General features: G+C 65.4%; 29 protein-coding genes and 1 tRNA gene (1 of these 30 running past the window's edge). 14 read left to right on the forward strand and 16 right to left on the reverse strand.

Annotation, left to right across the window (positions count from 1 at the left end):
• Positions 1-34: 34 nt before the first annotated feature.
• From QX128_RS07190 to QX128_RS07240, 11 genes are all read right to left on the reverse strand, one after another.
• The gene (locus tag QX128_RS07190; RefSeq protein ID WP_409997992.1) at positions 35-475 is read right to left on the reverse strand and encodes a DsrE family protein; all 441 of its coding nucleotides are present in this window, start codon (positions 473-475) and stop codon (positions 35-37) included.
• Positions 476-483: 8 nt separating this feature from the next.
• The gene (locus QX128_RS07195; protein ID WP_316217965.1) at positions 484-1,386 is read right to left on the reverse strand and encodes an alpha/beta hydrolase; all 903 of its coding nucleotides are present in this window, start codon (positions 1,384-1,386) and stop codon (positions 484-486) included.
• Positions 1,387-1,396: 10 nt separating this feature from the next.
• On the reverse strand, positions 1,397-1,831 hold the full coding sequence (locus tag QX128_RS07200) for a hypothetical protein (RefSeq protein WP_315805522.1): 435 nt from the start codon (positions 1,829-1,831) through the stop codon (positions 1,397-1,399).
• Between the two features lie 26 nt (positions 1,832-1,857).
• A complete protein-coding gene (locus QX128_RS07205) occupies positions 1,858-2,616 on the reverse strand; it encodes a cytochrome c (protein WP_315805479.1) in 759 nt (252 codons plus the stop codon).
• Positions 2,555-3,838, reverse strand: coding sequence for a sulfite dehydrogenase (soxC, locus tag QX128_RS07210; RefSeq protein WP_316217966.1), 1,284 nt, complete (start codon positions 3,836-3,838; stop codon positions 2,555-2,557). Before soxC ends, QX128_RS07205 begins: the two co-directional genes overlap by 62 nt.
• Positions 3,839-3,843: 5 nt before the next feature.
• Positions 3,844-5,538 carry a thiosulfohydrolase SoxB gene (gene soxB, locus QX128_RS07215; protein WP_316183586.1) on the reverse strand — a complete coding sequence of 565 codons (1,695 nt, stop codon included), beginning with the start codon at positions 5,536-5,538 and terminating at the stop codon, positions 3,844-3,846.
• A 24-nt stretch (positions 5,539-5,562) separates the two neighbouring features.
• Complete coding sequence (gene soxA / locus QX128_RS07220; RefSeq protein WP_316217968.1) at positions 5,563-6,387, reverse strand: sulfur oxidation c-type cytochrome SoxA; 825 nt, start codon at positions 6,385-6,387, stop codon at positions 5,563-5,565.
• 33 nt (positions 6,388-6,420) lie between these two features.
• Positions 6,421-6,747 (reverse strand): thiosulfate oxidation carrier complex protein SoxZ, encoded by a 327-nt coding sequence (soxZ, locus tag QX128_RS07225; protein WP_316237060.1) that lies wholly within the window; start codon positions 6,745-6,747, stop codon positions 6,421-6,423.
• Positions 6,748-6,764: 17 nt separating this feature from the next.
• Positions 6,765-7,217 carry a thiosulfate oxidation carrier protein SoxY gene (soxY, locus tag QX128_RS07230; RefSeq protein ID WP_315805483.1) on the reverse strand — a complete coding sequence of 151 codons (453 nt, stop codon included), beginning with the start codon at positions 7,215-7,217 and terminating at the stop codon, positions 6,765-6,767.
• Positions 7,218-7,237: 20 nt separating this feature from the next.
• Positions 7,238-7,681 (reverse strand): sulfur oxidation c-type cytochrome SoxX, encoded by a 444-nt coding sequence (soxX, locus tag QX128_RS07235; protein WP_315805484.1) that lies wholly within the window; start codon positions 7,679-7,681, stop codon positions 7,238-7,240.
• Positions 7,682-7,810: 129 nt separating this feature from the next.
• Positions 7,811-8,401, reverse strand: a complete 591-nt coding sequence (locus tag QX128_RS07240; RefSeq protein ID WP_315805485.1) for a thioredoxin family protein — start codon at positions 8,399-8,401, stop codon at positions 7,811-7,813.
• A gap of 108 nt (positions 8,402-8,509) precedes the next feature.
• Between QX128_RS07240 and QX128_RS07245 the strand changes: the two genes are divergently transcribed.
• Complete coding sequence (locus QX128_RS07245) at positions 8,510-9,226, forward strand: hypothetical protein (protein WP_316237061.1); 717 nt, start codon at positions 8,510-8,512, stop codon at positions 9,224-9,226.
• On the opposite strand, the gene QX128_RS07250 is transcribed toward QX128_RS07245, so the two are convergent.
• Positions 9,227-9,961: a cytochrome c biogenesis CcdA family protein gene (locus QX128_RS07250; protein ID WP_316237062.1), complete on the reverse strand. Its 735-nt coding sequence runs from the start codon at positions 9,959-9,961 to the stop codon at positions 9,227-9,229.
• Between the two features lie 121 nt (positions 9,962-10,082).
• Here QX128_RS07250 and QX128_RS07255 point away from each other — a divergent pair, with 121 nt between their 5' ends.
• The 3 genes from QX128_RS07255 to QX128_RS07265 all read left to right on the forward strand — a co-directional run bounded on the left by QX128_RS07255 (position 10,083) and on the right by QX128_RS07265 (position 12,054).
• Entirely contained in the window at positions 10,083-10,472 is a 390-nt protein-coding gene (locus QX128_RS07255; RefSeq protein WP_316237063.1) for a thioredoxin, read from the forward strand.
• Between the two features lie 24 nt (positions 10,473-10,496).
• Positions 10,497-10,847: a metalloregulator ArsR/SmtB family transcription factor gene (locus QX128_RS07260; RefSeq protein WP_315805488.1), complete on the forward strand. Its 351-nt coding sequence runs from the start codon at positions 10,497-10,499 to the stop codon at positions 10,845-10,847.
• A 121-nt stretch (positions 10,848-10,968) separates the two neighbouring features.
• Positions 10,969-12,054 carry a YeeE/YedE family protein gene (locus QX128_RS07265; protein ID WP_315805489.1) on the forward strand — a complete coding sequence of 362 codons (1,086 nt, stop codon included), beginning with the start codon at positions 10,969-10,971 and terminating at the stop codon, positions 12,052-12,054.
• A 325-nt stretch (positions 12,055-12,379) separates the two neighbouring features.
• Here the strand turns inward: QX128_RS07265 and QX128_RS07270 are convergent.
• Positions 12,380-12,456 (reverse strand) — tRNA-Met (locus QX128_RS07270).
• Positions 12,457-12,929: 473 nt separating this feature from the next.
• On the opposite strand from QX128_RS07270, the gene QX128_RS07275 reads away from it, so the two are divergent.
• Both QX128_RS07275 and QX128_RS07280 read left to right on the forward strand, forming a co-directional pair.
• Positions 12,930-14,363 (forward strand): coniferyl aldehyde dehydrogenase, encoded by a 1,434-nt coding sequence (locus QX128_RS07275; RefSeq protein ID WP_316237064.1) that lies wholly within the window; start codon positions 12,930-12,932, stop codon positions 14,361-14,363.
• A gap of 114 nt (positions 14,364-14,477) precedes the next feature.
• On the forward strand, positions 14,478-16,079 hold the full coding sequence (locus QX128_RS07280; RefSeq protein ID WP_316237065.1) for a GMC family oxidoreductase: 1,602 nt from the start codon (positions 14,478-14,480) through the stop codon (positions 16,077-16,079).
• 45 nt (positions 16,080-16,124) lie between these two features.
• Here the strand turns inward: QX128_RS07280 and QX128_RS07285 are convergent, their stop codons facing one another.
• On the reverse strand, positions 16,125-16,886 hold the full coding sequence (locus QX128_RS07285; protein WP_316217973.1) for an SDR family oxidoreductase: 762 nt from the start codon (positions 16,884-16,886) through the stop codon (positions 16,125-16,127).
• A gap of 111 nt (positions 16,887-16,997) precedes the next feature.
• Between QX128_RS07285 and QX128_RS07290 the strand changes: the two genes are divergently transcribed.
• From QX128_RS07290 to QX128_RS07300, 3 genes are all read left to right on the forward strand, one after another.
• A complete protein-coding gene (locus QX128_RS07290; protein WP_315805509.1) occupies positions 16,998-17,513 on the forward strand; it encodes a CvpA family protein in 516 nt (171 codons plus the stop codon).
• A gap of 138 nt (positions 17,514-17,651) precedes the next feature.
• Positions 17,652-18,434 carry an SDR family oxidoreductase gene (locus QX128_RS07295; RefSeq protein ID WP_316237066.1) on the forward strand — a complete coding sequence of 261 codons (783 nt, stop codon included), beginning with the start codon at positions 17,652-17,654 and terminating at the stop codon, positions 18,432-18,434.
• Positions 18,435-18,672: 238 nt separating this feature from the next.
• Complete coding sequence (locus tag QX128_RS07300) at positions 18,673-19,785, forward strand: IS4 family transposase (RefSeq protein WP_316216447.1); 1,113 nt, start codon at positions 18,673-18,675, stop codon at positions 19,783-19,785.
• A 315-nt stretch (positions 19,786-20,100) separates the two neighbouring features.
• Here QX128_RS07300 and QX128_RS07305 read toward each other — a convergent pair whose 3' ends face one another.
• On the reverse strand, positions 20,101-20,556 hold the full coding sequence (locus QX128_RS07305; RefSeq protein ID WP_315805511.1) for a DUF3775 domain-containing protein: 456 nt from the start codon (positions 20,554-20,556) through the stop codon (positions 20,101-20,103).
• A 116-nt stretch (positions 20,557-20,672) separates the two neighbouring features.
• On the opposite strand from QX128_RS07305, the gene QX128_RS07310 reads away from it, so the two are divergent.
• The 4 genes from QX128_RS07310 to QX128_RS07325 all read left to right on the forward strand — a co-directional run bounded on the left by QX128_RS07310 (position 20,673) and on the right by QX128_RS07325 (position 24,086).
• Positions 20,673-21,536, forward strand: a complete 864-nt coding sequence (locus QX128_RS07310; RefSeq protein ID WP_316183595.1) for an MBL fold metallo-hydrolase — start codon at positions 20,673-20,675, stop codon at positions 21,534-21,536.
• A gap of 77 nt (positions 21,537-21,613) precedes the next feature.
• The gene (locus QX128_RS07315; RefSeq protein WP_316237067.1) at positions 21,614-22,456 is read left to right on the forward strand and encodes a fumarylacetoacetate hydrolase family protein; all 843 of its coding nucleotides are present in this window, start codon (positions 21,614-21,616) and stop codon (positions 22,454-22,456) included.
• 129 nt (positions 22,457-22,585) lie between these two features.
• A complete protein-coding gene (locus tag QX128_RS07320) occupies positions 22,586-23,200 on the forward strand; it encodes a glutathione S-transferase family protein (RefSeq protein ID WP_316237068.1) in 615 nt (204 codons plus the stop codon).
• 19 nt (positions 23,201-23,219) lie between these two features.
• A complete protein-coding gene (locus QX128_RS07325; RefSeq protein WP_316237069.1) occupies positions 23,220-24,086 on the forward strand; it encodes an MBL fold metallo-hydrolase in 867 nt (288 codons plus the stop codon).
• A 34-nt stretch (positions 24,087-24,120) separates the two neighbouring features.
• On the opposite strand, the gene QX128_RS07330 is transcribed toward QX128_RS07325, so the two are convergent.
• Positions 24,121-24,663, reverse strand: coding sequence for a methylated-DNA--[protein]-cysteine S-methyltransferase (locus tag QX128_RS07330; RefSeq protein ID WP_315805516.1), 543 nt, complete (start codon positions 24,661-24,663; stop codon positions 24,121-24,123).
• 209 nt (positions 24,664-24,872) lie between these two features.
• On the opposite strand from QX128_RS07330, the gene QX128_RS07335 reads away from it, so the two are divergent.
• On the forward strand, positions 24,873-25,118 hold the start of the coding sequence (locus QX128_RS07335; RefSeq protein ID WP_316237070.1) for a phytanoyl-CoA dioxygenase family protein. The gene runs 555 nt beyond the window's last position; 246 of the gene's 801 nt are visible here — the first part of the coding sequence; its start codon is at positions 24,873-24,875; the stop codon falls past the right edge of the window.

Below are 25,118 nucleotides of genomic sequence, written 5' to 3' on the forward strand. Positions count from 1 at the left end.
TGCCGGGCGGCATCGGCAAGGACGCATGTGCCCGTCACGGGCGCAGGTAGGCGTATCCACTCTGCTGCAGCTCGGTGAGGCGCACGACGCCGCCCTTCTCCGCCACCGCAAAGCCCGGCAAGAGATCGTCGAGCTTCACGCCCTGCGCCTTCATGGTGTTCGCACAGGCCTCGAAGCCGACGCCGGCCTTCATGAGGCGCTCGGCCAGAGCCGAGATGGTCTGGTCGGCCGAAATCGCATGAAAGGCCCGCAAGCCCGGACCGTGGATCACCAGGCGAATGTCTGCGCGTCCAGGTCCTCCGGTGCCATCGACGTGGTTCTGGAGGTTGCCGAGAACGAACAGGGCGCGGTCCTGATCGGCGAGATGATAGGCGACGCGCTGGCGCGGAGATTCCGTCGCCGCGCGTGCGCTGCTGACACCGAAGATTCCAAACAGGCTGGCAAGACCAGCTTGCATCAAAGATCGACGTTCCATGGTGGCTCCTAGCGCGCGGCTGCAATGAATCCTGCGATGCGATCAGCGGCATCCTCGGCGGCGAGATCGCGAAAGAAGTGATCTGCGTCGTCAATCGTCTCCAGTCGGACACGGCTGCCGGCGCGTGAGGCCAGCGGCGCGAACGACGCTGCCACGTCCGGCACCGTCTTGTCTTGCGCTGCCGCAAGCACCAGAACCGGCAGGCTCACATCGGCGATCAGCGCCGCCGTATCCTGGCGCCGGTCGGCGCGATAGAATGCTGCGAATGCGCGCGCCGTCACCTTGGCATCGCGGCAATAGATGAAGCCCGGCACCGACATCCAATCACCGCCGCGCCCGGCGGCGATCGCAGCCTCGGCCTTGTCGAGCAGCGGCGCCAATCGCTGGCCGTAGCTCTCCGCATAGGCGTCTCTCAAGCCGGTCTCGATGCTCGCCGTCGCCGGCGCCAGGAGGATCGCACCGTCGACCGCGGCCTTGGGATTGGCGGCTAGATAGCGCGCGACCTGATTGGCGCCGCGCGAATGTCCGAGGACGAAGACGTGCGACGACGTCTTGCGCGCTTCGCTCAGCCAGGCGGTGATCTCCACGACCGCATCGTCCGTCACATAGTCATGGGGTTTGGCACAATCGTACATGCCGGTGCGGCGATCGAGACCGAGCACGAGATTGTGCGCGAGCGAGGCGATGCCCCGCTCGGCCAACGCCTTGGACAGGCCCTGGATGGTCTCCATGTCCTTGTGCGCGAGCGTGCCGTGCGTCATCAGCACCAGCGGCACATCCGGTCCAGACTGCGCCGGCAGTCGGAGCGTGCCGAGCGCCGTACGCCCGCCGATCGTGAGTTCGCGCGGCTCCTCGGCCGCGAATGCGATCGACGCAATGAACGAGACGACAAGAGCGAGCCACCACCGCATCGCAAATTCCTCAGGGACGCACGATCGTCCAGTTCTTCTCGGACAGCTCCAGCAGGGTCGCGACCCCGGTCTTGACGACCGTGACACCATCGAGCAGAGGCGGCCGCCGTCCCTCCTTGCTCGCGAGCGTCTCCAAGGTATTGCCGCAGGCGATGAAGCTCACATTGGGCATCGACTTGGCGAAGCCGAGCACCCGCTCCTTCACCGGCGAGCGGTCGGCCAGCAGCATGTCGAGGCCGCCATTGAACGCGACGATCACGATCTCGACCTCCGCGCCCTCGCCCGAATAGTGGCGGGAGACATTCGCGGCGACGTCGAGCACCGCGCGCATCTTGGCCGGATCCTCGTCGCTGATCTGCAACGCAAGCCTATGTGGCTCGGCTGCAGCGGCGATGGATGCAACCCCGCTTCCGGCCAGGGCGACGGATGCGGCCGCCAACAGCATCTCGCGGCGGCTGCATCCGGCAATCCTCACTCGACGCCTCGCGGCTTGCCGTCCTTTTCTTCCGGCGTGACGTCGACCGCCGTCGCGCGTCCGGTGATCTTGACCGGCGCGATGCAGTTCTTCATGCAGGGATCCTTCTGCCAGAACGCCTTCTCGCTCGTGGCCCGGTCATCCATGATGAACCCGCCCTCGTTCGGCATCTTGATCGTGGCGAGATTGCTGTTGCTCAGCTCGAAGTTCTGATCGGTGATCACGTCGTTCAGATAGAGCACATAGGCGACCAGCGCATAGTACTCGTCGACCTTCAGCGACTGCGGGCTGCCGAACGGCATCGCGTGGCGGACGTAGTCGAACAGCGTCGAGGCATAGGGCCAGTAGGAGCCGACCGTCTTGACCGGATTGTCTGATGTCAGCGATCCCTTACCGCCGGCAAGCACCGGCCAGCGGCCGGCGCCCTCGCCGAATTCGCCATGGCAACTGGCGCAATTGTCCATGAACAGCTTCTCGCCCTGGGCGACGGTGCCCTTGCCGACGGGCAGCCCCTGTCCGTCCGGACGCACGTCGATATCCCAGCCGCGAATCTCCTCGGCGCTCGGAGCTCGGCCGATGTTGAAGCGCTGCGGCGCCTTTACATCAATCTTGGCCTCAGTCTTCTCGCCCGGGCCGCCGGCGAATGCCACCGAGCCCGCAAGGGTTGCGAGCGCTGCGGCGGCAATGATGAGCTTAGGCGACCTCGACATTCTCGACCTCACCGTTTGCCTGCACGTGCCAGGTCTGGATGCCATTGTTGTGATAGATGGAATTGTAGCCGCGCACCTTGCGCAGTTCGGCCTTGGACGGCTGGACGTAGCCGGTCTCGTCCTGGACCCGCGACTGCAAGAGCAGCGGCTCGCCGTTCCAGTCGAACTCGTAGTAGAAGCGCGTCAGCGCCTTGTCGAGCACCGGGCCGTCGATCCGCGCCGGCCACCAGTTGCGGCCGCCATCGAGCGAGACGTCGACGCGCTTGACCTTGCCGTTGCCCGACCACGCCAGGCCCGACACGATCGTAAAGCCCTTGCCATGCTTGATCGGCGCCTGCGGGCTCGGGCTTGTGATCACCGACTTCGCATCCATCGCCCAGGTGAAGCGTCGCGCCTTGCCGTTCGGCAAGAGATCCGTGTACTTCGAGGTCTCCTCGCGGGTGTGCCAGGGCTGGTCGCCGACCTTGATGCGGCGCAGCCATTTGACCCAGAGATTGCCCTGCCATCCGGGTACGACCAGGCGCATCGGATAGCCCTGCTCGGGATACAGCGCCTCGCCGTTCATCTTGTAGGCGATGATGCAGTCGTCGAGCGCCTTCTCGATCGGCAGGCTGCGATCCATCGACGCGGAGTCGGCGCCCTCCACCAGCAGCCATTTGCCGTTGGTCTTGACGCCGGCCTCTTCGAGCAGGGTGCGCAGCGAGACGCCGGTATATTGCACGCAGTGGATCATGCCATGCGTGAACTGGCAGCCATTGAGCTGGGCGCCGCGCCACTCCATGCCGGAGTTGGCAGCGCATTCCATGAAGTGGATGCGGTTGACGCGCGGATAGCGCTTGAGCTCGTCGAGCGACAGCAGCAGCGGCCGCTCGACCAGGCCGTGGATCATCAGCCGGTGATCGGCCGGATCCACGTCGGCCACGCCGCCGTGATGGCGTTCGAAGCACAGTCCGTTCGGCGTGATGATGCCTTCCAGCTCGTGCAGCGGCGTGAAGCTGACCGAGGATTCGCGCGAAGCCGTCAGCCATTCGACGTCGCGGCGGACGACGTCCTTCTCGAACTTCGACGGCTTGCCGTAGGGCCGGACGGCGACGCCCTCGCCGAGGGTGCGCGTCCATTCCGGCACGTTCGGCGGCTGGTTGGCGGGATTGCCGGCGCCGGCTCGCGCCTGCGAGGCCAGCGCGGTGGCGGCGAGACCGCCGGCCGCAGTCAGGAAACCACGACGCGAGGCGCGTGGGGCTGAGGGAAGTGATTTGTCCTTGGACATCGTCGTCACACTCCGGAGACTTTGACGGCCCGGTTGGGCTCGAGACGAACGGTTTTCTGGCGCTGCAGATAGCTCGACACGACCTCCCAGATCGGCGGCCCCTGCGTGCCTTCGTTGACGCTGGCCCAGCCCGCGACCTGATACTCGCGCGCCGGATCGATCGCGGCGCCGGTCTTGATCAGGCGCATGTCGGAGATGCGCTGTCCCTGCGGCTTGTTGACGTCGATGGCATAGGACATGCCGCCGATGCGGACCATGTCGCCGCCCTGCTGGTAGTAGGGATCGACGTTGAACAGGTTGTCGGCGACGTCCTCGATGATCTCCTTCAGCCGCGTGCCGGTCATGCCCATGCGATAGACGGCGGGATAGGTGATCGCGGTGGCGTTGGTGACGTCCTCGAAGGTGATGTCCTGGCCCGGCATCACGCTTGTACCCCAGCGGAAGCCCGGCGACAGCGCGATCTCGGCATCGCGTTCCTGCAGCAGCGCCTGGCAGATCAGGTCGTCGAACGTGCCGTTGAAATTGCCGCGGCGATACAGCAGCGTCTCGGTCCGTCCCAGCGGGCGGGCAAGATCGGCGGCAAACGGCTTGCGCACCTCGGCGATCTTCGCCGCCATCGCCGGGTCCGGCGTGATCACGTCGGAGAACAGCGGGATCAGCTTGTAACGATAGCCCTTCACCTCGCCGTCCTTGACGTCGAGATCGAGCCGCGAGACGAACTTGCCGGACGACCCCGACGCGATCAGCAGCGTCTTGCCGACCTTGACCGCTTCAGGCAATGCGTCATGGGTGTGACCCGTGAGAATGACGTCGAGACCCTTGACGCGGCTGGCCAGCTTGCGGTCGACGTCGAAGCCGTTGTGTGACAGCAGCACCACGAGGCCGGCGCCGTCCTTGCGCGCCTTGTCGACCTGGGTCTGAACATCCTCCTCGCGCACGCCGAACGACCAGTTCGGAATCATCCAGCGGGGATTGGCGACCGGCGTGTACGGGAAGGCCTGGCCGAGCACCGCGATCTTGACGCCGCCGCGCTCGATCATCGTCGAGGCTTCGAACGCCGGCTCGTTCCATTCGGTGTCGCGGATGTTGAGGCCGAGGAAGGGGAAGCCCAAACCATCGACCGCCTGCTTGACGCGCTCGGTGCCGTAGGTGAACTCCCAATGCCCGGTCATCGCATCCGGCTTCAGCAGCGCCATGCAGTCGATCATGTCCTGGCCGCGGGTCTTCAGCGACGTCCAGGATCCCTGCCAGGTATCGCCGCCGTCGAGCAGCACGACCTTGTCGCCGCGCTCGGCGCGGATGGCCTTGATGACGGTGGCGGCGCGGTCGAGCCCGCCGATCCGCCCGTACGTCTTGGCGAGCGCCTCGAAATCCTCCGAGGTCAGCGCATAGGCCGACGACGAGCCCGGCGCGATGCCGAAGCGGGTGAGGAAATCCTTGCCGGTGACATGCGGCGGCTGGCCCTTGGCGTCACCGACGCCGAGATTGGTCGACGGCTCGCGGAAATACAGCGGCATCAGCTGGCCGTGGATGTCGGTGACATGCACCAAGGTGACGTTGCCGACCGGATCGAACGCCAGCAGCTCCTTCTCGGTCAGCTTCTGCTGAGCAAAGGCGCGGGTCGCACCCGCAAGACCGGAGCCACCCGTCAAGGCAGCCGCCGCCAATGCGACCTGAACGAATTCGCGACGCGATATCATGATGTGTCTTCCTTGTGGCCGCGGCTAGTTGCGGACCGACGGTGTCTCGACGGGAAGCCCGATGCCGCGCCAGGCGACGTAGATTTCGAGCGCGAGGAACTCGTCCGACAGCGGCTTGTAGGGCACGCCACGAACGTCGAACATGCAGCCCTCGAACCGTTCGTGCAGCGGGACCAGGCGCTGATCGCGCAGCCGGTAGGTCGGAAAGCCGTTGGTCTGGCCTTGGCTCAGAAAATCGGCGCGCATGAACTTGCCGTTGTTCTTCTCGTGGCAGGAGGCGCAGGCGAGATCGAGCTGGCCGACCCGCGTGTAGTAGATCTCCTTGCCCTTCTCGAACCACGGCGACATCGGGCCGTCGGTCTTCACCGCCACAGGCATGCCGCGCGACTGATAGCGGACGAAGGTCGTCATGTCCGTCAGCTCCTTGGACTTGAACGGCCAGGGCTGCGCCTTCATGTGCTCGGTGCGGCAGATGTTGATCTGCTGCTCAAGATTGACCGGCTTGTTGAGCTTCTCGCTCCATTTGGGCATGGCCGCGCCGACGCCCTTCATGGTCTTTTCCGCCTCGCCGTGGCAGCTCATGCACGACTTGCCTTCGCCGCCGTCGACCGTCTTCCAGACGTCGGCGGCCCGCTCCACCGCGAGGAAGCCGGGATTCTCCAGATCGTCATCCTGGAGCGCGCGCGTTTCCTTGGTGCGGAACTGATAGCCCGAGATGATGGTCTTGAAGACGTGGCCGGGAGGCGCCGGAATGCCCTTCCGTTCGGCCTCCTGGCCGAACGTCGCGACTGCCGACAGGGCCAGCGCGGCCGACGCCAGGACGGCGAGAGAACCGTAGCGAATGGACATCCGTCACTCCTCCTAGCGATCACACGCTGCCGATCAGGCCTTCAACGCGATCTTCTCTTCGGCCGTCACGACGGAGCCATCGTCATCCGTCCATGCGAACTTGAACGCGCCTTCCTCGTCGATCCTTGCGTCGAACTGGATGTACGGGTTGGCGGAGATCGCCGGCTCCAGCGCGCAGGAGAACACCGGCTTGCCGTTGAACTCGCAGGTGAACTTGTTGATGATCTTGCGTGGGATCGGCTTGCCCTGCGCATCCTTGCGCTGACCCGATTCCATCAGATGCGAGACCAGCGTCTTGATCTGGATGATCTCGCCCTTCTTGGCTTCCTTCGGAAGCTTGATGCGCGGCTTGTCTGCCATGTTCGTCTCTCCCTGTCTCAGCCGCCGCAGCCGCCGATGGTGACCTTGACGGTCTTGCGCTCTGTGAAGAGCGAACCGTCACTCATCTTCGCGACCGCGATCACGTTCTGGGTCTGCGCCAGACGGATACGGATCGACGCCTCGGCCTTGCCGGACATCGGCGTGAACATCAGCGTGGCGACGCCGCCGTTCGGATTGCCGTCGGCCACGAACAGCACTTCCTTGACGTAGTTCTCGGCGGTCATCGGGCTTTCGACCGAGAGCGCGAGCGGCACGGTGTTGCCGTTCTCGGCGATCTCAGGCAGATCGAGCGTGATCTTGCCCTTGGCCGCTTCCTTGCCGCCGGTGAACTTCTTGATCATCTCGGCCGCGTCGTTGCTCGGCTCGGCGTTGGCAGCCATCGGCAGCACCGTCAAAGCGACGAAACCGCCGCCGAGAAGGAACGCCTGTCGTCTGTTGATTGCGCCCATGCATCATCCTCCAGAGGCGGTTATTTCAATGTTTCGAGATAGGCGACGACGTCCTCGACCTGCGCGGCGGTGAGGACGGGTTTGCCGACGAACTCAGGCCTGACGCGATTGAGTCCGTCGTTCTTGTAGAAGGCGGGCATCACCGTGTCGGTGAAGATGCGCTTGGGATCGGCGACGATCAGGCGCAGTTGCGCCGTGTTGTAGCGGGTCGCGACGCCGTCGAGCGACGGACCGAACTCGCCGTGAAACTCTTCCGACTTCAGCGACGACACCTGATGGCAGGCGAGGCAATTGCCCAGCGTCCGCGTCAAGAACACCTTCTTGCCGGCATCGGCATTGCCGGGCGCGCCCGTCAGCGATTTCGGAATGGCATAGTCGACGACATCGAGCCTGATCGGCTCGTCACCTCGCGCGGTTGCCGACAGCAACACGCACAGCAAGGCGGCCGGAATCAAACGGCGCATGTTTCCACCCTGACCGACGAGGCGTCCCCTCGCCTTACGATGACACGACGGACTTACGATCCATCATATTCAAGAATTATGATTTGATAATGTGACTGGTGTCAAGCGTATTTCGATGCCGCAGTGCACTCAACCCTTGGTCGAAGCGAGATAGTCGCGGAATGTGCCGCGCTCATAGGCCCTCTCGCGCACGAAGCGGAACATTGCGAGGAAATGCGGCGGCTTGAGATAGCCCGGCGCGCGCGCCACCTCGCGCGCGAGCGGCTCCTTCGTAGAGACGCCCTCGGCCGATGGCGGAAAGAACTGGAACGTCGGCGTGAAGCGGATCGCGTAGCGCTCGGCGAGCTCCTTCTCGGCGAGCTCCTTGCCGTCGAAGTCGATCACCTTGCGCGCGCCGAGCAGGTTGAGCTGCAGCACTTCGAAATTGGCACGGATGTAGTCCGCGATCTCTTGATCGGCAAAGTTCACCAGATGCGTCTCGCGGCAATACGGGCAGCCGCGCAGCTCCCACATGATCGCAAGCCGTTTGCCTTCCGATGCCGCGCTTTCGAGATCCTCGCGCAGGTCCAGGAAGCTGTTGAGAAACCAGGACTGGTGATAGAGCCCGTCGTCACCCAGCACCGCGTCGGCCTGCGCCGGCGCTGAGGCCAGGCCAACCGCCGCCGCGGCAGGCAGCAGCGCAACCAGATTGCGCCGTGTCATCGTCCGGTTCGTCGTCATCAGCCTGCTCGCGCGCTTTGCCAAGTCACTGGCACCAAGTCCACTTTGCCAAGTCCACGGAATTTCGATACATGATATTCGAATAACAGAATGTGAAAAGGACATTCGATGCTGCGCCGCGCCATGATGCTGTCGCTCGTGCTGTCATGCCTCACGCATGGCGTCCGTGGGCACGCCGAAGGGAACGCGGATGTTGCTGCCTTCATGCACTCGGCGATGGCCAGCCTGCGCACAGCCGCGAGCTATGGCCGCACCGGCAATGTGGGCCTGGCGCAGATCGAGCTCGACGACGCCCGGATCGCCTGGGGCAGGCTCAGCCGGCTCGCCGAGCGCTCCCATGCGCCCTATTCGGCCAGATCCTTTGCAGAGCTGATCGCCACCGGCAACGATCGCCTGAAGCAGGCGGACGAAGCGCTGACCGCAGGTGACGGGGCACGCGCTGCGGCGGCCATTGCCGCGTTGCGCCGGTCGCTTCACGCCCTGAGGCAGGACGCCGGCGTGGTCGAGCTCAGTGATTGCGTGTTCGACCTGTCACCCGTCATGGACGCGTTGCGCAACGCCGCGGCGCGGTTCGCAGCGGGCAAGGCCGAGCCTGGCGAGGTCGTCCAGGCCGGCACAGCGCTGCGCGACCGGCTGCAACGCTGCAACGGCCTCGCCACGCCCGACGTGGCGAGCCAGGCCGAATTCCGCCGCCTGATCGACGGCGCCACGACGAGTGCCAACGAGATCGGCCGCGCTGCGCGCGAGAGCGACGCCGGCCTGGTGCATCGCTATGAGATCGAACTGCAGTCCTTCGTCAATCTATTGGACTTCCGCTTCGGCTGATCAGCCGATGGTGGCGAGCGACGGAAAGCGCTCGAAGATCCATTCCGACATCCGTGGGATCACGCCGGCGAGAAAGGCAGCGCCGGTCAGGACGAGAAAGCCGCCCATCGTCTTCTCGACCAGGGGGAGATGCGGCTTGATGCCCTTGAGCATGGTCATGAACTGCCCCGTAAAGGCAGCGGCGATCAGGAACGGGATGCCGGTCCCGACCGAGTAGGCGGCGAGCAGCAGCGCGCCCTTCCCCACCGTCGCCTCCGCGCCGGCCATCATCAGCACGGCGGCCAGGACCGGCCCCGCGCACGGCGTCCAGCCGAAGGCGAAGGCCAGTCCCATCACGAACGCACCGAGCAGGCCGGCCGGCTTGCGTCCGACGTCGATCGTCGCGCTCCGGTACAGCAGCGGAATCCGGAGCACCCCGAGGAAGTGCAGCCCCATCATGATGATGACGAGGCCGGCGAGGATGCCGAGCTGGCTGAGATGGCCGGCGATGAACCGTCCGAACACCGAGGCGGTGGCGCCGAGACCGACGAACACCAGCGAAAAACCGCCGACGAAGCACAGCGCCGTCAGCACCGTCCGCCGCCGCTGGGCCATGCTGGTTTCGCCGATCGCGTCGGCCGCCGAGACGCCGGCCATGTAGCACAGGAACGGCGGGACCAGCGGCAGAATGCACGGTGACAGAAACGACAACAGACCCGCGGCCAGCGCGGCGCCCAGCGTGACGTCGAGATCCATCTTTCCTCCCGGTCGGCCAGCGCTGCGTGCCCGGCCTGCCGGGCGGGATTCGGAAATCGCGCACTAGTACATATTCGAATTTAATGATAGATTGGCCGACAAGTCCAGAGAGGATCTCGGCATGACCGGCAGAACTGCATCGCGCGGATTCGCAACGCTCGCAGGAGCGGTGGTGACCGGCATTTGCCTCTCGTCGCCGGCTTTCGCCTCCGAGCTCGTGATGTTCGAACGTCCGGGCTGCGGCTGGTGCGCCCGCTTCAACGCGGAAATCGGTCCGATCTACGACAAGACTGACGAGGGGCGCGCGCTGCCGCTGCGACGGGTCAACCTTGCCAAGCCGCTGCCGACGGACCTGTCCGGTATCGATCCGGGAGCGTTCACCCCGACCTTCGTGGTGGTCGATCAGGGCCGCGAGATCGGACGCATCCGCGGCTATCCCGGCGACGCGTTTTTCTTTGGGATGCTGGGTCGTATAATGAATGCTACAAGCGGGGCGCCGGCCCGCTCCTGACGCCAACCGAGGGATCCCGAATTCATGCCGCTGCCGAACTTGAAGGACATCGAAACCTCTGCCGAGCTCGAGCAGATGATCGAGAAGGCGCGGGAAGCCAGCGAGATGCTGAAGGCGCTGTCCCACGAGTCCCGGCTTTTGCTGCTCTGTATCCTCGCCGAAGGCGAAAAATCCGTCACCGAGCTCGAGCAGTTCCTGGGCGAGCGGCAGTCGACCGTCTCGCAGCAGCTCGCCCGTCTCAGGCTCGACCGGCTGGTCACGACGCGGCGCGACGGCAAGACGATCTACTACAGCCTTGCGAGCGAAGATGTCCGCAAGATCCTGACGGCGATCTACGACGTCTATTGCGAGCCGGTCCGCAAGCGCCGCCGCTGACAGGTTCGCCCTCGCGGTCTCGGGCTTCGCATCGGCGCGCCCTGTAGCGGCGCAAGAGGTCTGGCGTCCCCGCCGTTCCTGGAGCACAATACCGGGAAACCAACGAGGACGTCGGAGAGGAATGCTCGGCCCGTCAGCACTGACGTTCATGTGTGGGCTGCTCGCGGGCGCCGTCCTCGGCGTCGCCGGCCGCGCCGGCCGCTTCTGTACGCTCGCGATGCTGGAGGACGCGTTCTTCGGCGCCGATACCCGCCGGCTCAAATCGTTCGCGCTCGCGGCCGCGGTGGCGCTGGTCGCAACCCAGTTGCTCGCCAGCTTCGGCCTGATCGACCTGTCGCGCTCGATCTATTTGACATCCTCGATTCCGCTCGGCGGCGCCATCATCGGCGGCTTGTTGTTCGGAATCGGGATGGCCCTCGTCGGCACCTGCGGCTTCGGCACGCTGGTCCGGATCGGCGGCGGCGACCTGCGCGCCATCGTCGTGTTCCTGGTGCTGGGCGTGTCGGCCCTAGCCGCGATGCGCGGGCTCACGGGATTCCTGCGCATCTCGCTGATCGAGCCGCTCTCCATCCGCCTGCCCGAGACCATGACCCAGGGCATGGATGCGCTGCTGTCGTCCGCACTCGGCTCATATGCGCGGCCGCTGACCGTATCCGTCGCAGCAGTTGCGCTCGCGGCCTGGGCACTGGCCGACGGGCGCCTCGTGAGATCGCCGCGCCTGCTGCTATCCGGCCTCGCCGTGGGCTTCGCGGTGGCGTTCGGCTGGTTCGCCACCAGCTGGCTCGGCAATGACGATTTCGATCCGGCGCGCGTGGCATCCCTCACCTTCGTTGCCCCGCTCGGCAACACCGTGCTCTACATCGCCACGCTTTCGGGCACGCACGCCGACTTCGCGATCGGCTCGGTCGCCGGCGTGATCCTGGGCTCGTTCGTCGCGGCGATGTTTTCGCGCGTTTTCCGCTGGGAAGCCTGCGACGACGCGCGCGAGCTGAAGCGTCACATGACCGGCGCACTGCTGATGGGCACCGGCGGCATCATGTCGATGGGCTGCACGATCGGACAGGGCCTCTCGGCCTTCTCGACGCTGGCGGTCTCGGCACCGCTGACGATGCTGGCGATCACCTGCGGCGCACGTCTCGGCCTCGAATACACCATGACCGGCGAATGGCGCCCTGCCGTGCGCAACCTGCTGCGTCTGACATCGTGACGAGCGGCTACGCTCGCGCAATGTGCGAACTTGCTCCCACGGCTGGCCAATGACGCTGTGCCGCAGGCAAGCGGACCGTGGATTTCGTCCGTTCCCTCAACGCTTTCAGTTCAACGCAAGCTTCGCAAATTGACTGCCCACTCCCAGTGGCCCGTCTGGAGCGCAGTCCCCCTGATAATCCTCGGATCGTCCGACGCCGCGCTTCACGAGGAAGGCGGCACCGTCCTCCTCAGCTGCACAGCAGCTTACCGGGATGAAACAGGGATGCAGAGGCACAAACCAAAAACTCCCGCAGCCTCATCGGCTACGGGAGTGTCGGTCTCAATGGTTGCGGGGATAGGATTTGAACCTATGACCTTCAGGTTATGAGCCTGACGAGCTACCGGGCTGCTCCACCCCGCGTTAACTTGTGCGTCACCTTCAGGGAAGTGCCGGGCGGTCCTGGCAGACACCTGAGGCGCTGCCGATCCATCCCAAAGGCTTCCTGAGAAGGCTTGAGCCCGTTGGCCTAGCCGGCCGTCGGGTGCGGGCGGTATGTACCAATGCGAGGCCGGTTTGGAAAGGGCTTTCGGGAATTTTTTTGCCGGATTGTGACACCGCTTGTCGCGGGACTCATTTCAGAAATTACATCGATATGACAGACGCTTATGTGGCGGCCTGTTTGCCGGCCGGGACCAGGGGCACGGCGCCGGCTGGGGACAAGGAAAAAGTTCCTCGAAGGGCGGCGGCAGGGACCGACGACGGATCGGCTCCACGCGCGCGCCAGGCGGTGCGAAACCGACGCCGCGCTTGCCAAGGGTTCCGCAACGCGGCAGCTTTAAGCAAACCAGAATGACGGCCCTGCACGCGGCCGCGCTACACGCGAGGAGACGTCCATGGACCAGTCCCTGAAGAGCCCCGCCCTCTCGGCGCTCGACAACGCGTTCCACACGCAGGTCGAAGCCTCACGCAATGCGCCTCCGCCCGCCCTCGCAGCACGGCTGGACGGCCTGAAGCGGCTGCGGGCCATGCTGTCGGAGAATGAGACCCGCCTGGAGCAGGAGATCTCAGCCGATTTCGGCCACCGCTGCGCGGTCGAGACGACGATTGCCGAGACGCTGTTCCTGCAGGCTGAGATCAGGCACACGCTCAAGGCGCTGCCGCGCTGGATGGCGCCGCGACGCATCGCCACCGCGCTGCAGTTCTGGCCGGCGCGCAACCGCCTGATGCCGCAGCCGCTCGGCGTGGTCGGCATCATCGCGCCCTGGAACTACCCGCTGCAGCTGACTCTGGCCCCGGCAATCGGCGCGCTCGCCGCCGGCAACCGGGTCATGATCAAGCCGAGCGAGCTGACGCCGCACTTCTCCGCGCTGCTCAAGGAGCTCATCGCGGCGAATTTCGATCCGGCCCAGCTCACCGTCACCGGCATCGAGGACGGCGTCGCGGAGGCCTTTGCCGGGCTGCCGTTCGATCATCTGGTCTTCACCGGCTCGACCCGCGTCGGCCGCATCGTCGCCGAGGCCGCCGGGCGCAACCTGACCCCGGTGACGCTCGAGCTCGGCGGCAAGTCACCGACCATCGTCGACGCCTCCGCCAACATCGACGAGGCCGCCGAGCGTATCGCCTATGCCAAGCTGCTCAACGCCGGCCAGACCTGCATCGCGCCGGACTACGTGTTCGTGCCCGAGCAGCACGCGGACGCGTTCGCGAGCAAGCTGCACCGGCACATGCTGCGGATGTTCGGCACCAACCCGGCCAATGCCGACTACACGTCGATCATCTCCGAGCGGCACTATGCCCGGCTGGAAGGATTGCTGCGCGACGCGATCGCGCGCGGCGCCAGGACGCTGAGCACGACCAGCCCGGAGGATCCGGCCTGGAAGAAACTGCGGAAGTTTCCGCCGACGATCGTGACGGGTGCGAGCGCGGACATGGCGATCATGCAGGAGGAGATCTTCGGCCCGCTGCTGCCGATCATGCCCTATCGGCAATCCGACGACGTCATCCGCCACATCAATGCCCACGACCGGCCGCTTGCGCTGTACTGGTTTGGCAGCGACGCGGCGGCGCGCGACGCGGTGCTGGCGCGCACCGTCTCCGGCGGGGTCACCATCAACGACTGCCTTCTGCATTTTGCGCAGATGAATCAGCCGATGGGCGGCGTCGGCGCCTCCGGCATCGGCCACTATCACGGCGAATGGGGCTTCAACAGCTTCAGCAAGCTGAAGCCGGTGTTCTACCGCTCGCCCTTCAACCGGATGAAGGATCTCTATCCACCTTACGGCGCCAGCATCGCCCGGATCGAAAAGCTGCTGCGATTCCTGTCCTAGCCAGTCAATCATCATTTCGGGAGCGGACTCCGCGACGATGGTTTCGCCATCCGCGCACGGCGCCGCCCCGGAATGACATTCAAACAACAAGCAAACAACGTCAGGGAGAGATGCGTGACGGACGAGGTCGATTTCATCGTCGTGGGCGGCGGCAGCGGCGGCGCAACGGTTGCCGGCCGCCTGTCGGAGGATCCGGCGACGTCCGTGGCGCTGCTGGACGCCGGCGGACGCAACGACAACTGGATCGTGACCACGCCCTACATGCTGTTCCTGATGGTCGCGGGCCCCGTCAACAACTGGTCCTTCACCACCGTGCCGCAGAAGGGCCTCGACGGGCGCATCGGCTATCAGCCGCGCGGCCGCGGACTCGGCGGCTCCTCGGCGATCAATGCCATGGTCTACATCCGCGGCCATCGCGCCGACTACGATCATTGGGCTTCCCTCGGCAATACCGGCTGGTCGTATGACGACGTGCTGCCCTACTTCAAGCGCGCCGAGAACAATGCCGAGTTCAACGGCGCATATCACGGCCAATCGGGACCGCTGCCGGTCAACCGGCTGCGCACCGACAATCCCGTGCACGACATCTTTCTCCAGGCGGCGCGCGAAGCGCAGTTTCCGGTCCGCGACGACTTCAATGCCGAGACGCAGGAAGGGCTCGGCCTCTATCAGGTCACGCAAGCCAATGGCGAGCGCTGGAGCGCGGCACGGGCCTACATCCAGCCGCACATCGGCAGCCGCAGCAACCTGCGCGTCGAGACCTCGGCCCATGCGTCGATGATCCTGTTCGAGGGCAAGCGCGCCGTCGGCGTCAAGTATCGCCAGGGCAAGGACGTCAAGGAGATCCGCTGCCGCCGCGAAGTGATCCTCGCCTCCGGCGCGTTCCAGACCCCGCAATTGCTGATGCTCTCCGGCGTCGGAGATGCAAGCGCGCTGGCGCGGCTCGGCATCGCCAGCATCCATCATCTGCCCGGCGTCGGACAGAACCTGCAGGACCATCCAGATTTCATCTTCGCTTACACCTCCGACAACCCCAACTTCTCCTCGCTGTCGCCGAAAGGCCTGCGCCGGCTGCTGGCGGGCATCGGCCAATATCGCCGCGAGCGCCGCGGCGTCCTGACCTCGAATTTCGCCGAATGCGGCGGCTTCCTGAAGACGCGGCCTGATCTCGACGTGCCCGACATCCAGCTGCATTTCGGCATGGCCGTCACCGACGATCACGGCCGCAAGCGCCACGGCAACGGCTTCTCCTGCCACTTCTGTCTGCTCCGGCCGAAGAGCCGCGGCACGGTGGGACTGAAGAGTGCCGATCCGCTGGCGCCGCCGTTGATCGATCCGAACTTCCTCGGCGAGGCCGACGATGTCGAGACCATGGTCGCCGGCTACAAGACGACGCTGCGGCTGATGGAGACGCCGGCCATGCGCAGCCTCGCCACGCGTGACCTGTTCACCTCGGATGTCAGGACCGACGACGACATCCGCGCCATCCTGCGAGCCCGCGTCGATACGGTCTATCATCCCGTCGGCACCTGCAAGATGGGCGTCGACGATCCGCTCGCCGTGGTCGATCCCGAATTGAAGGTGCACGGAACGTCCGGCCTGCGCGTGGTCGACGCCTCGATCATGCCGACCCTGATCGGCGGCAACACCAATGCGCCGACGATCATGATCGGCGAGAAGGCCGCCGACATGATCAAGGACGAGCTGAAGGGCTGAGACCGCTCGCCATCGTGGGAAATCGACCTGCGGATCAGCCGGGCCTCACGTCAGCAGGAAGCCGCCGTCCACCGTCACCACGCTGCCGGTCATGTAGCGCGAAGCGTTGGACGCCAGCAGCAGGATCGCGCCGTCGAGGTCGCTCTCATGGCCGACGCGCCGCTGCGGGATGCGCTTGATCAGCTTCTCGCCCGCCGGCGTCTCCCAGACCTCGTGATTGATGTCGGTGTCGATGTAGCCCGGCGCCAGTGCGTTGACGCGGATGCCGCTCGCCGCGAGCTCCAGCGCGAGCGCCTTGGTCGCCTGTACCACGCCGGCCTTGGAGATCGCATAGGGCGAGATGAACTTCACGACGCTGAAGCCGAGCACCGAGGCGATGTTGATGATGTTGCCGCCGGCCTTGCGCGCGGCCATGCGCCGCGCCGCTTCGGTTGCGGCGAAATAGGCGCCCTTGAGATTGGCGCCGATCACGGCGTCCCAATCCGCCTCGCTCTGCTCGACCGCGAGCTTCTCCACGGCGATGCCGGCATTGTTGATCAGCACCGTGACGGGCCCGAGCGCGGCCTCGGCGGCGTCCATGCCCCTGGCGATCGACGCCATGCTCGTCACGTCCATCTCCACGGCGGCAGCGCGACCGCCCCTCGCCCTGATCTCCGCCTCCAGCGCCTTGAGCTTGCCGGTCTGGCGTGCCGCGAGCGCGACGGCGGCGCCATGCGCCGATAGAACCCGGGCGAACTGCCGCCCGAGACCCTGGCTCGCGCCGGTGATCAGGATCACCTCGCGGCTGACGTCGAACAGCTCGGACATGGTTCCTCCCACGATTTGCTCATTTGTTGCGGCGCATTGATACAGACGATTTGAAGCAGCGCAAACCGGAATCGTTTACCGGGCGCGGCCTACAACCGCGGCGGAGCAACCATGAACGCTTTCGACCTCGCCGCTTGTGCCGCACTGATGGTTGCCGTCTACAGCGGCTTCTCGACCGGGCTGTTGCGCAGCGCCATCACGATTCTGGCCTATCTGCTCGCGATGCCGCTGGCGATGGGGGCGGTCGCAGCGATGAGCCCGCAGCTGCAAGACGCGCACGGCACTCCGCTGGCCCAGAACTGGCTGCAGTTCTTCGCCGCCTTCGTCGTGATCGGCATGGCGCTGGGCAAGATCGGTCGCATCCTGCTCGACGAGGCGATAGGTTCCGAGGCCGGCTTTGGCGACCGGCTCGGCGGCGCGCTGCTGGGTGCGGTCCGCACCGGCATGGTCGCGACCACGCTGGTGCTGGTGTTCGACAGGATCGTTCCTCCCGAGCGCCAGCCGCGCTTCCTCGACGGATCACGCCTGCGTCCGATGCTCTCGCTCGCAGGCGCAAAGGGATTCCGCTCGCTGCCTCCGGAGGTCGCAAGCCTGATCGACCGGCTGAAGCAGGAACGGCGCATCTGACCGACCCGGCGGCGCCTCTCCCGTCATAGCGAGCCATGCAATTCGGCACAGGCCGGCTGCTCTTATCAGCGGCAATGCCGTTGGCTAGAATGCGCCCATCTTCCTTTCAGCCTCACTGACATATCGGAGTGATCAATCGTGGATCTCGGGATCAAGGGCCGCCGCGCCATCGTCTGTGCCTCCAGCAAGGGTTTGGGCCGGGCCTGCGCCATCGCGCTCGCCAATGAGGGCGTGCATATCACGATCACGGCGCGCGGCGCCGAGGCGCTGGCCAAGACCGCGGCCGAGATCCGCGCGGCCAACCCCGGCATCACCGTGACGGAAGTGGCGGGCGACATCACCACGCCGGAAGGCCGCGCCGCGGTGCTGAAGGCCTGCCCGGACCCGGACATCCTGATCAACAACGCCGGCGGCCCGCCGCCCGGCGATTTCCGCAACTGGACCCGCGACGACTGGATCAAGGCGCTCGACGCCAACATGCTGACGCCGATCGAGCTGATCAAGGCGACCGTCGACGGCATGATGGCGCGCAAGTTCGGCCGCATCGTCAACATCACCTCGGCCGCGGTGAAGGCGCCGATCGACATTCTCGGCCTCTCCAACGGCGCCCGCGCCGGCCTCACCGGCTTCGTCGCCGGCCTGTCGCGCAAGACCGTGATCAACAACGTCACCATCAATGCGCTGCTGCCGGGGCCGTTCGAGACCGACCGCCTGCTCTCCACGGCAAAGGGCGAAGCCGAAAAGCGCGGCGTCACGCCGGAGCAGATCCTGGCCGACCGCGCCAAGACCAATCCCGCCGGCCGCTTCGGCGATCCCGAAGAGTTCGGCCTCGCCTGCGCCTTCCTGTGCGGCGCCAAGGCCGGCTACATCACCGGGCAGAACATTTTGCTCGACGGCGGCGCGTTTCCGGGCACGCTTTAAGCGGCGTATTGCGGGAAACGTTGGAGTGCAGAGGTCTCTCGCGACTCGCTCGCTCTGCGCCTCTCCCCGCGTGCGGGGAGAGGTCGGATCGCATCGCCAGATGCGATCCGGGTGAAGGGGGTACAGGCCTCACCACGAACACTCCCCGAGCGTTTGCCCTCTGACACCTCCCGTGCGGCTGCCCCCATTGGCGCTAACTTACCATTTTGCTGCCGGAAATGGATGATTCCTCGGTCGAGTGACTGACGAATCGCTTTCGAACGCCGAATGGCTGCGCACTATCGCTCGGTTGGGCGGCGCTGACCTGCTTGAGCATGAGGCTCGGGAATTTGGGGCTTTCAAACGAGCCCGCAAGGTCGAATGTGCCGTGGATCAGCTGCGGCTGGTGCTCGCGTATTGTTGGGGGACGCGCGGGCTGCGATTGACCGCCGCATGGGCTGAGGCGATGGGACTTGCTTCATTGTCGAATGTCGCGCTTCTCAAGCGGCTACGCAACTCGGCGGATTGGCTCGAACAACTGGTCAGCCGGCTGCTCGTTGGGAGCGCAGGTGAGACCTGCCTGGCCGCGGCGAAAGGCCGACCGGTCCGTCTTGTGGATGCCACGGCGGTGGCAAAAGCCGGCCGCAATGATCGCGAATCCGGCGGCGTATGGCGGATACATTCAGCTTTCGATCTGGCGAGCGAACGCTTTACCGCCTTCGAACTGACGGATGAGAGCGAGGGCGAGGTCATCGATCGCGCCGGTGTCGTGCCGGGCGAAATTCGCGTCGGCGATCGTGCCTATCTGCAGCCCGATCGGGTCGCCAAGGTGCTTGCTGAAAGCGCTGATATCGTAGTGCGCGCCAAATGGAATGGCGCTCGTTGGCTCGACGCCGACGCGAACCGTCTCGATCTCATTGCTCTGCTAAAAAAGTCGCGTGGCAAGGGACTGGTTGATCGGCCCGTCTGGATCAAGGCTTCGGCGAAAGAGCCTATCGCATTACGTCTGGTGGCGATCCGAAAGCCGAAGCAGGCGCGCGATGCCACGATCGAAAAGATCACGCGCCGGGCACGAGACATGGGCCGCAAGCTGCAGCCCGAGACGTTGGTCGCGGCCGAATGGGTCATCATCATCACCTCGCTCGATCGCGATGAATATCCACTTCCAGCAATCAGCAGCCTCTATCGATTGCGGTGGCGCATCGAGATCGCCTTCAAGCATCTCAAGAGCAGTATCGGCCTCGCGCGACCACCGGGCGAGGATCCCAGGAGTGCGAGAGCGCACATCCTCTGTCATCTTCTGCTGGCGCTGCTGACCGAGCCGCTCATCGCGGAACATCTCGGTGACTCTCCCCGCCGGGAGGCCGCGTGAAGAACGGCGTCTGGCGCCTATTGCGCTTGATCGTCGAGGCCCTCGTCGACGCCGTCATCCCCAAACCCGACGTGCAAACGTTGCGGGCCGCTGCGCGGAACATTCAACGCCATCTCCGAGAGCCGCCAAGAAAACGAGAATACCAAGCGTTAATTTGGTAAGTTAGCGCCAATGGCGGCTGCCCCTCACCCCACCCCTCTCCCCGTGAAGAACGGGGAGAGGGAGCGCACCGGCGTCGCGGAGAGCGCTCGACTCTTAGCTGGAAAGCCTGCGGTCACTATTGCGTAGTAGTTACCTGCCCTGATCTGCAAAGACCTACCGCTTCGTGATCTCGTCCTCGTCGCGCTGGCTCGGGCTCGACGAATCCGCCGTGGTGCGGCCTTCGGTCCAGTCGATGCCGAACGCATCGAGGCCCTCGGCCAGCAGGTCGCCGAGCATCGGCTCGCCCAGCAGATAGCGCGCGGTGTGGCGGTCGCGCTGGCCGGCGGCCTCGCGGCGCAGCTCGTCCCACTCGTCGATATCGCCGTCGCCGCGACCGAGCCGCATCAAGGCGACGAGATCGGTCTGCTCGTCCTCGGTCATCGCGTTGATGAAGCCGGTGATCTCGCGCACCACGGGATCATCGCCGCTGTCCTGGAGCACGTCGACCATGTCGTCATCGGCGGCATTCGAGCCGGAATCCTCATCGGTCGCCTGCTCCTTGACGTCGAACTCGCGCGCCTTTTCGATCAGGAAGGCAACCTTCTCGGGCGATATCGTCAGCTCTGGCATGGCGTTCTCCTCATGGACGGACTGCAGCAACGCCTGTTCCGGGCAGTTGATCCATTGCGCCGGAACAAGCCGCGCGGCATCGTTACCGGCATCAAGAATAAGACGAGGAAGCGCGCATGTCTTGGACGATCGGCCGGGTCAGGATCACCAAATTCGTCGAGCTGGAGACCGTCGGCGGCACCCGCTTCATCCTGCCGCAGGCAACACCCGAGACGATCCGCGAGCTGTCCTGGCTCACGCCCGATTTTGCGACCGATGAAGGTCGGCTGAAGATGTCGATCCACACCCTGGTGCTGGAAACACCGACGATGCGGATCGTGGTCGACACCGGGCTCGGCAACGACAAGCAGGGCCGCAGCGTGCCAATCTGGAACAACCGGACCATGCCCTTCCTCGAGACGATAAGCGCGGCCGGCTTTCCGCCTGAGAGCATCGACATGGTGATCTGCACGCATCTCCACGTCGACCACGTCGGCTGGAATACGAAGCTGGTCGACGGCCGCTGGGGGCCGACCTTTCCCAATGCGCGCTATGTCTTCGGCCGCGCGGAATATGAGCATTGGCGCGATCACAGCGAGGCCGCCGACGAGACCGCGACCTTCGCCGATTCCGTCCAGCCGATCGTCGCGGCCGGACGCGCGGAGCTCGTCGGAAGCGAGGATGTGATCACCGACGAAATCACGCTGATCCCGACGCCGGGGCACAGCCCGGGTCATGTCAGCCTGCACATCCGCTCGGAGGGAGCGGAGGCCGTGCTGACCGGGGACGTCGCCCACCATCCCTGCCAGATGGCGCATCTCGATTGGAGTTCGACGGTCGATTCCGATCCGGCGCAGGCGGCCGCCACGCGCCGGGCGCTGTTCTCGCGCTTCGCCGACACTGAGGCGCTGGTGATCGGCGGCCATTTCGATGCCGGCCATATCCGGCGCAACGGCGCCACCTTCCGCTTCCAGGCAGTGCCGGGCCGCGGCAGCGCATAGCCCGCGAGGTTGAATTTCGCCCCGCCATGCTCCATGACAGGGCTCTGGAATACCAAGGAATTGAGGGAGAGAAACCAATGAAGCTTGTTCGCTACGGCGAGAAGGGCGCGGAAAAGCCGGGCCTGATCGATGCATCCGGCCAGCTGCGCGACCTGTCCGCGCATGTGAAGGACCTCGACGGTGCGGCCTATGCGCCGGAGTCCCTGAAGAAGCTCGCCGCGCTCGATCCGGCCTCCCTGCCCGCCGTCGCCGGCAAGCCGCGGCTCGGCGCCCCCGTGACCGGCATCTCGAAATTCGTCGCGATCGGCCTCAACTACTCCGACCACGCCAAGGAGACCGGCAACCCGATCCCGGCCGAGCCGATCTTCTTCCTGAAGGCCAACACCGCGCTGTGCGGTCCCTATGACCAGGTCGAGAAGCCGCGCGGCTCCACCAAGCTCGACTGGGAGGTCGAGATCGCCGCGATCATCGGCACCCGCGCCAAATACGTCTCGGAGGCCGAGGCGCTCAACCACGTCGCCGGCTACACCATCTGCAACGACGTCTCCGAGCGCAACTTCCAGATCGAGCGCCTGGGCCAGTGGACCAAGGGCAAGTCGCACGACACGTTCGGTCCGGTCGGCCCGTGGCTCGTCACCAAGGACGAGATCCCGGACGTGCAGAACCTGTCGATGTGGCTCGACGTCAACGGCCAGCGCCGCCAGACCGGCACCACCGCGACGATGATCTTCTCGATGGCCAAGTGCATCTCCTACGTCTCGCAGTTCATGACGCTGCTGCCCGGCGACATCGTCACCACCGGCACGCCTCCCGGCGTCGGCATGGGAATGAAGCCGCCGACCTTCCTCAACGTCGGCGACGTCGTCACGCTCGGCATCGAGCGCCTCGGCGAGCAGCGCCAGGAGATCATCGAGGTCTGAGCCCAGAACACCGTCATTGCGAGCGAAGCGAAGCAATCCAGGGCGTCACGCGCGGCTCTGGATTGCTTCGTCGCTTCGCTCCTCGCAATGACGGATAACAATCCGCATCGAGCCAACAGGAAGACGCCGATGAAACTCACCTTCTCGCCAGCCTCGCCGTTCGCCCGCAAGGTGCGCATCGCCGCCATCGAGCTCGGCCTGATCGATCAAATCGAGTTCGCGCCTGCAGCCGTGGTGCCGGGCCAGGCCAACGAGGAATATTCGAAGATCACGCCGCTGAAGAAGCTGCCGGTGCTGATCCTCGACAATGGCGACGTCATCCTGGATTCCTACGTGATCGTCGAATATCTCGACGAGCTCGCCGGCGGCAACAAGCTGATCCCCGCCTCCGGCCCGTCGCGCTGGAAGGTCAAGAGCGAGCATTCGATGCTGCAGGGCATGCTCGATTCCATGCTGCTGTGCCGCTACGAGGCGTTGGTGCGCCCGGAGGGTCTGCGCTGGCGGGCCTGGTCCGACGACCACTGGAACAGAGCCTGGATGGGCATGGCGCGCTTCAATGCGCAGAGCGACCTGATGACGCGCCCGTTCGACGTCGCCGCGATCGGCCTCGTCTGCGTGCTCGGCTATGCCGATTTCCGCTTCGCCGATTGCGGCTGGCGCAAGGCGTTTCCGGCGCTCGACGCGTTCCATAACAAGATGCTCGAACGCGAATCGGTGAAGATCTCGGTGCCGCCGGCGGCTTGATCCCCGAACAGGAGCTGCCGTGACGCTGTCATTCTCGGTTGCAGACACGACCATTCATCGCATCATCGAGCAGGAAACCACGTTCCTGCCGGCGCGCGAGATGTTTCCGGAGCTGACGCCGGAGATGCTGGCGGCAGAGCGCAGCGCGCTGCAGGCGGCCGGCGCGCTCGATGCGCAGGACACGCTGATCCTGTGCTTTCAGTCCTACGTGGTGAGGACGCCTCATCACACCATCCTGATCGACAGCTGCATCGGCAACGACAAGCCGCGCGCGCGGCCGGTCTGGAACATGAAGAGCGACGACAGCTATATGCGGGCGCTCGCAGCCGCCGGCGTCTCGGTCGACGACATCGACGTCGTGATGTGCACCCATCTGCACACCGATCATGTCGGCTGGAACACGCGGCTCGACAATGGCCGCTGGGTGCCGACCTTTCCGAATGCGCGCTACGTCTTCGCGCAGCGCGAATATGACTACTGGGTGGCGCAGAACGCCAAGGCCGAGGTGCCTCCATTCGCCGACAGCGTGCTGCCGGTGGTCGAGGCCAAGCGCGCCGACATCGTCGGCGACGAATTCTCGATCGGCGATCATATCCGCCTGCTGCCGACGCCGGGGCATACGCCCGGCCATGTCGCAATCGCCGTGGGCAAGGGCCGAGACGACGCGGTGTTCGCCGGCGACCTGATCCACACGCCGTTGCAGCTCGGGCTTCCCGAACTGTCACCGAAGTTCGACGTCGACCCGAAACAGGCGGCTGTCACGCGACGAACGTTCCTGGAGCGTTATTGCGACACCGCGACGCTGTGCTGCACGGCGCATTTCCCGTCGCCCTCGGTCGGCCGCATCAGGCGCAAGGGCAGTGCCTTCGCCTGCGAGGCGGTCTGACGCCCGAGCCTGGCGTCCGCCGCGCGCTTTCGCATCAATCGAACAGGCTCGGCGTATAGTTCACGGCGGCGCCTTCGATCGCCAGCATCTTCAGCTTGGTCTCGACACCGCCATTGGCGGAGAAGCCGCCCGGCTTGTTGCCCGCCGCCAGCACGCGATGGCAGGGCACCACGATCGGGCACGGGTTGCGCCCCAGTGCCTGGCCGACCTCGCGTGACAGCTCGACTCCGCCGAGCTGCTTGGCGATATCGCCGTAGGTCAGGGTCCGGCCCGGCGGGATCCGGCGCGCAATCTCGTAGACGCCGCGCTGGAACGCGCTGACGCCGTCGAGATCGAGGTCGACATCGCTGAGATCATCCGGCTCTCCGGCAAGCAGCGCCGTGATCCGCGTGATGGTGCGCCGCACATGCGGCGGCGGGTCGGCCTCGCCGATGCCGTCGTAACGCTGCTGCATCCGGATGCGGATCTGCGCGACGCCGCCCATCGGCAGTTGCACCGCATTGATGCCGCGCGCTCCCCATGCGATCGCGCAAGGGCCGATCGCGGTTTCGAAAATCGCAAAGCTGTGCTCTGACATGACGGACTCCATCGCCGCTCTGCCCCGTATCATCTGCCAGTCAAATTAGGCTTGGAGAATGTTGCGATCCACCCGGATTCTGCCAATGTCGACAGCGGAAGCGCCGTGATGCCCATCGGCAGGCCGAAAGGATGGGAGCACGGCACAGGGGCAGCCCGGCGCAAAGAGCGGGCGCCTCATCCGTGGAAACCAAGGCGAGGGAGAAGGCCATGAAGCTGACGCCGGAGCAGATTGCATTCTTCAATCGCGAGGGCTGGCTGTTCCTGCCCGAGCTGTTCGGCCCGGAGGAGACCGCGTTCCTCGCCCGCGAGGCGGAGGCGATCTATGCCGCCGACAGGCCCGAGGTCTGGCGCGAGAAGAGCGGCGCGCCGCGCACGGCGTTTGCCGCCCACCTCTACAACGGCGCCTTCCGCGTGCTGGCCGCGCATCCGCGCATGATCGAGCCGATCGAGCAG

This window comes from Bradyrhizobium sp. SZCCHNR1015 (genome assembly GCF_032489875.1).
Taxonomy (GTDB): domain Bacteria; phylum Pseudomonadota; class Alphaproteobacteria; order Rhizobiales; family Xanthobacteraceae; genus Bradyrhizobium.

What these genes read in the sequence shown, in the direction of transcription:
- soxC (WP_316217966.1), bottom strand. Translation starts at nt 3,838, where the DNA reads ATGTCCAAGGACAAATCACTTCCCTCAGCCCCACGCGCCTCGCGTCGT.
- QX128_RS07245 (WP_316237061.1), top strand. Translation starts at nt 8,510, where the DNA reads ATGCTGCGCCGCGCCATGATGCTGTCGCTCGTGCTGTCATGCCTCACG.
- QX128_RS07250 (WP_316237062.1), bottom strand. Translation starts at nt 9,961, where the DNA reads ATGGATCTCGACGTCACGCTGGGCGCCGCGCTGGCCGCGGGTCTGTTG.
- soxY (WP_315805483.1), bottom strand. Translation starts at nt 7,217, where the DNA reads ATGGGCGCAATCAACAGACGACAGGCGTTCCTTCTCGGCGGCGGTTTC.
- soxX (WP_315805484.1), bottom strand. Translation starts at nt 7,681, where the DNA reads ATGCGCCGTTTGATTCCGGCCGCCTTGCTGTGCGTGTTGCTGTCGGCA.
- QX128_RS07195 (WP_316217965.1), bottom strand. Translation starts at nt 1,386, where the DNA reads ATGCGGTGGTGGCTCGCTCTTGTCGTCTCGTTCATTGCGTCGATCGCA.
- QX128_RS07310 (WP_316183595.1), top strand. Translation starts at nt 20,673, where the DNA reads ATGTCTTGGACGATCGGCCGGGTCAGGATCACCAAATTCGTCGAGCTG.
- soxB (WP_316183586.1), bottom strand. Translation starts at nt 5,538, where the DNA reads ATGATATCGCGTCGCGAATTCGTTCAGGTCGCATTGGCGGCGGCTGCC.
- QX128_RS07265 (WP_315805489.1), top strand. Translation starts at nt 10,969, where the DNA reads ATGCTCGGCCCGTCAGCACTGACGTTCATGTGTGGGCTGCTCGCGGGC.
- QX128_RS07320 (WP_316237068.1), top strand. Translation starts at nt 22,586, where the DNA reads ATGAAACTCACCTTCTCGCCAGCCTCGCCGTTCGCCCGCAAGGTGCGC.
- QX128_RS07315 (WP_316237067.1), top strand. Translation starts at nt 21,614, where the DNA reads ATGAAGCTTGTTCGCTACGGCGAGAAGGGCGCGGAAAAGCCGGGCCTG.
- soxZ (WP_316237060.1), bottom strand. Translation starts at nt 6,747, where the DNA reads ATGGCAGACAAGCCGCGCATCAAGCTTCCGAAGGAAGCCAAGAAGGGC.
- QX128_RS07260 (WP_315805488.1), top strand. Translation starts at nt 10,497, where the DNA reads ATGCCGCTGCCGAACTTGAAGGACATCGAAACCTCTGCCGAGCTCGAG.
- QX128_RS07330 (WP_315805516.1), bottom strand. Translation starts at nt 24,663, where the DNA reads ATGTCAGAGCACAGCTTTGCGATTTTCGAAACCGCGATCGGCCCTTGC.
- QX128_RS07290 (WP_315805509.1), top strand. Translation starts at nt 16,998, where the DNA reads ATGAACGCTTTCGACCTCGCCGCTTGTGCCGCACTGATGGTTGCCGTC.
- QX128_RS07240 (WP_315805485.1), bottom strand. Translation starts at nt 8,401, where the DNA reads ATGACGACGAACCGGACGATGACACGGCGCAATCTGGTTGCGCTGCTG.
- QX128_RS07275 (WP_316237064.1), top strand. Translation starts at nt 12,930, where the DNA reads ATGGACCAGTCCCTGAAGAGCCCCGCCCTCTCGGCGCTCGACAACGCG.
- QX128_RS07305 (WP_315805511.1), bottom strand. Translation starts at nt 20,556, where the DNA reads ATGCCAGAGCTGACGATATCGCCCGAGAAGGTTGCCTTCCTGATCGAA.
- QX128_RS07205 (WP_315805479.1), bottom strand. Translation starts at nt 2,616, where the DNA reads ATGGCATCCAGACCTGGCACGTGCAGGCAAACGGTGAGGTCGAGAATG.
- QX128_RS07255 (WP_316237063.1), top strand. Translation starts at nt 10,083, where the DNA reads ATGACCGGCAGAACTGCATCGCGCGGATTCGCAACGCTCGCAGGAGCG.
- QX128_RS07200 (WP_315805522.1), bottom strand. Translation starts at nt 1,831, where the DNA reads ATGCTGTTGGCGGCCGCATCCGTCGCCCTGGCCGGAAGCGGGGTTGCA.
- QX128_RS07190 (WP_409997992.1), bottom strand. Translation starts at nt 475, where the DNA reads ATGGAACGTCGATCTTTGATGCAAGCTGGTCTTGCCAGCCTGTTTGGA.
- soxA (WP_316217968.1), bottom strand. Translation starts at nt 6,387, where the DNA reads ATGTCCATTCGCTACGGTTCTCTCGCCGTCCTGGCGTCGGCCGCGCTG.
- QX128_RS07285 (WP_316217973.1), bottom strand. Translation starts at nt 16,886, where the DNA reads ATGTCCGAGCTGTTCGACGTCAGCCGCGAGGTGATCCTGATCACCGGC.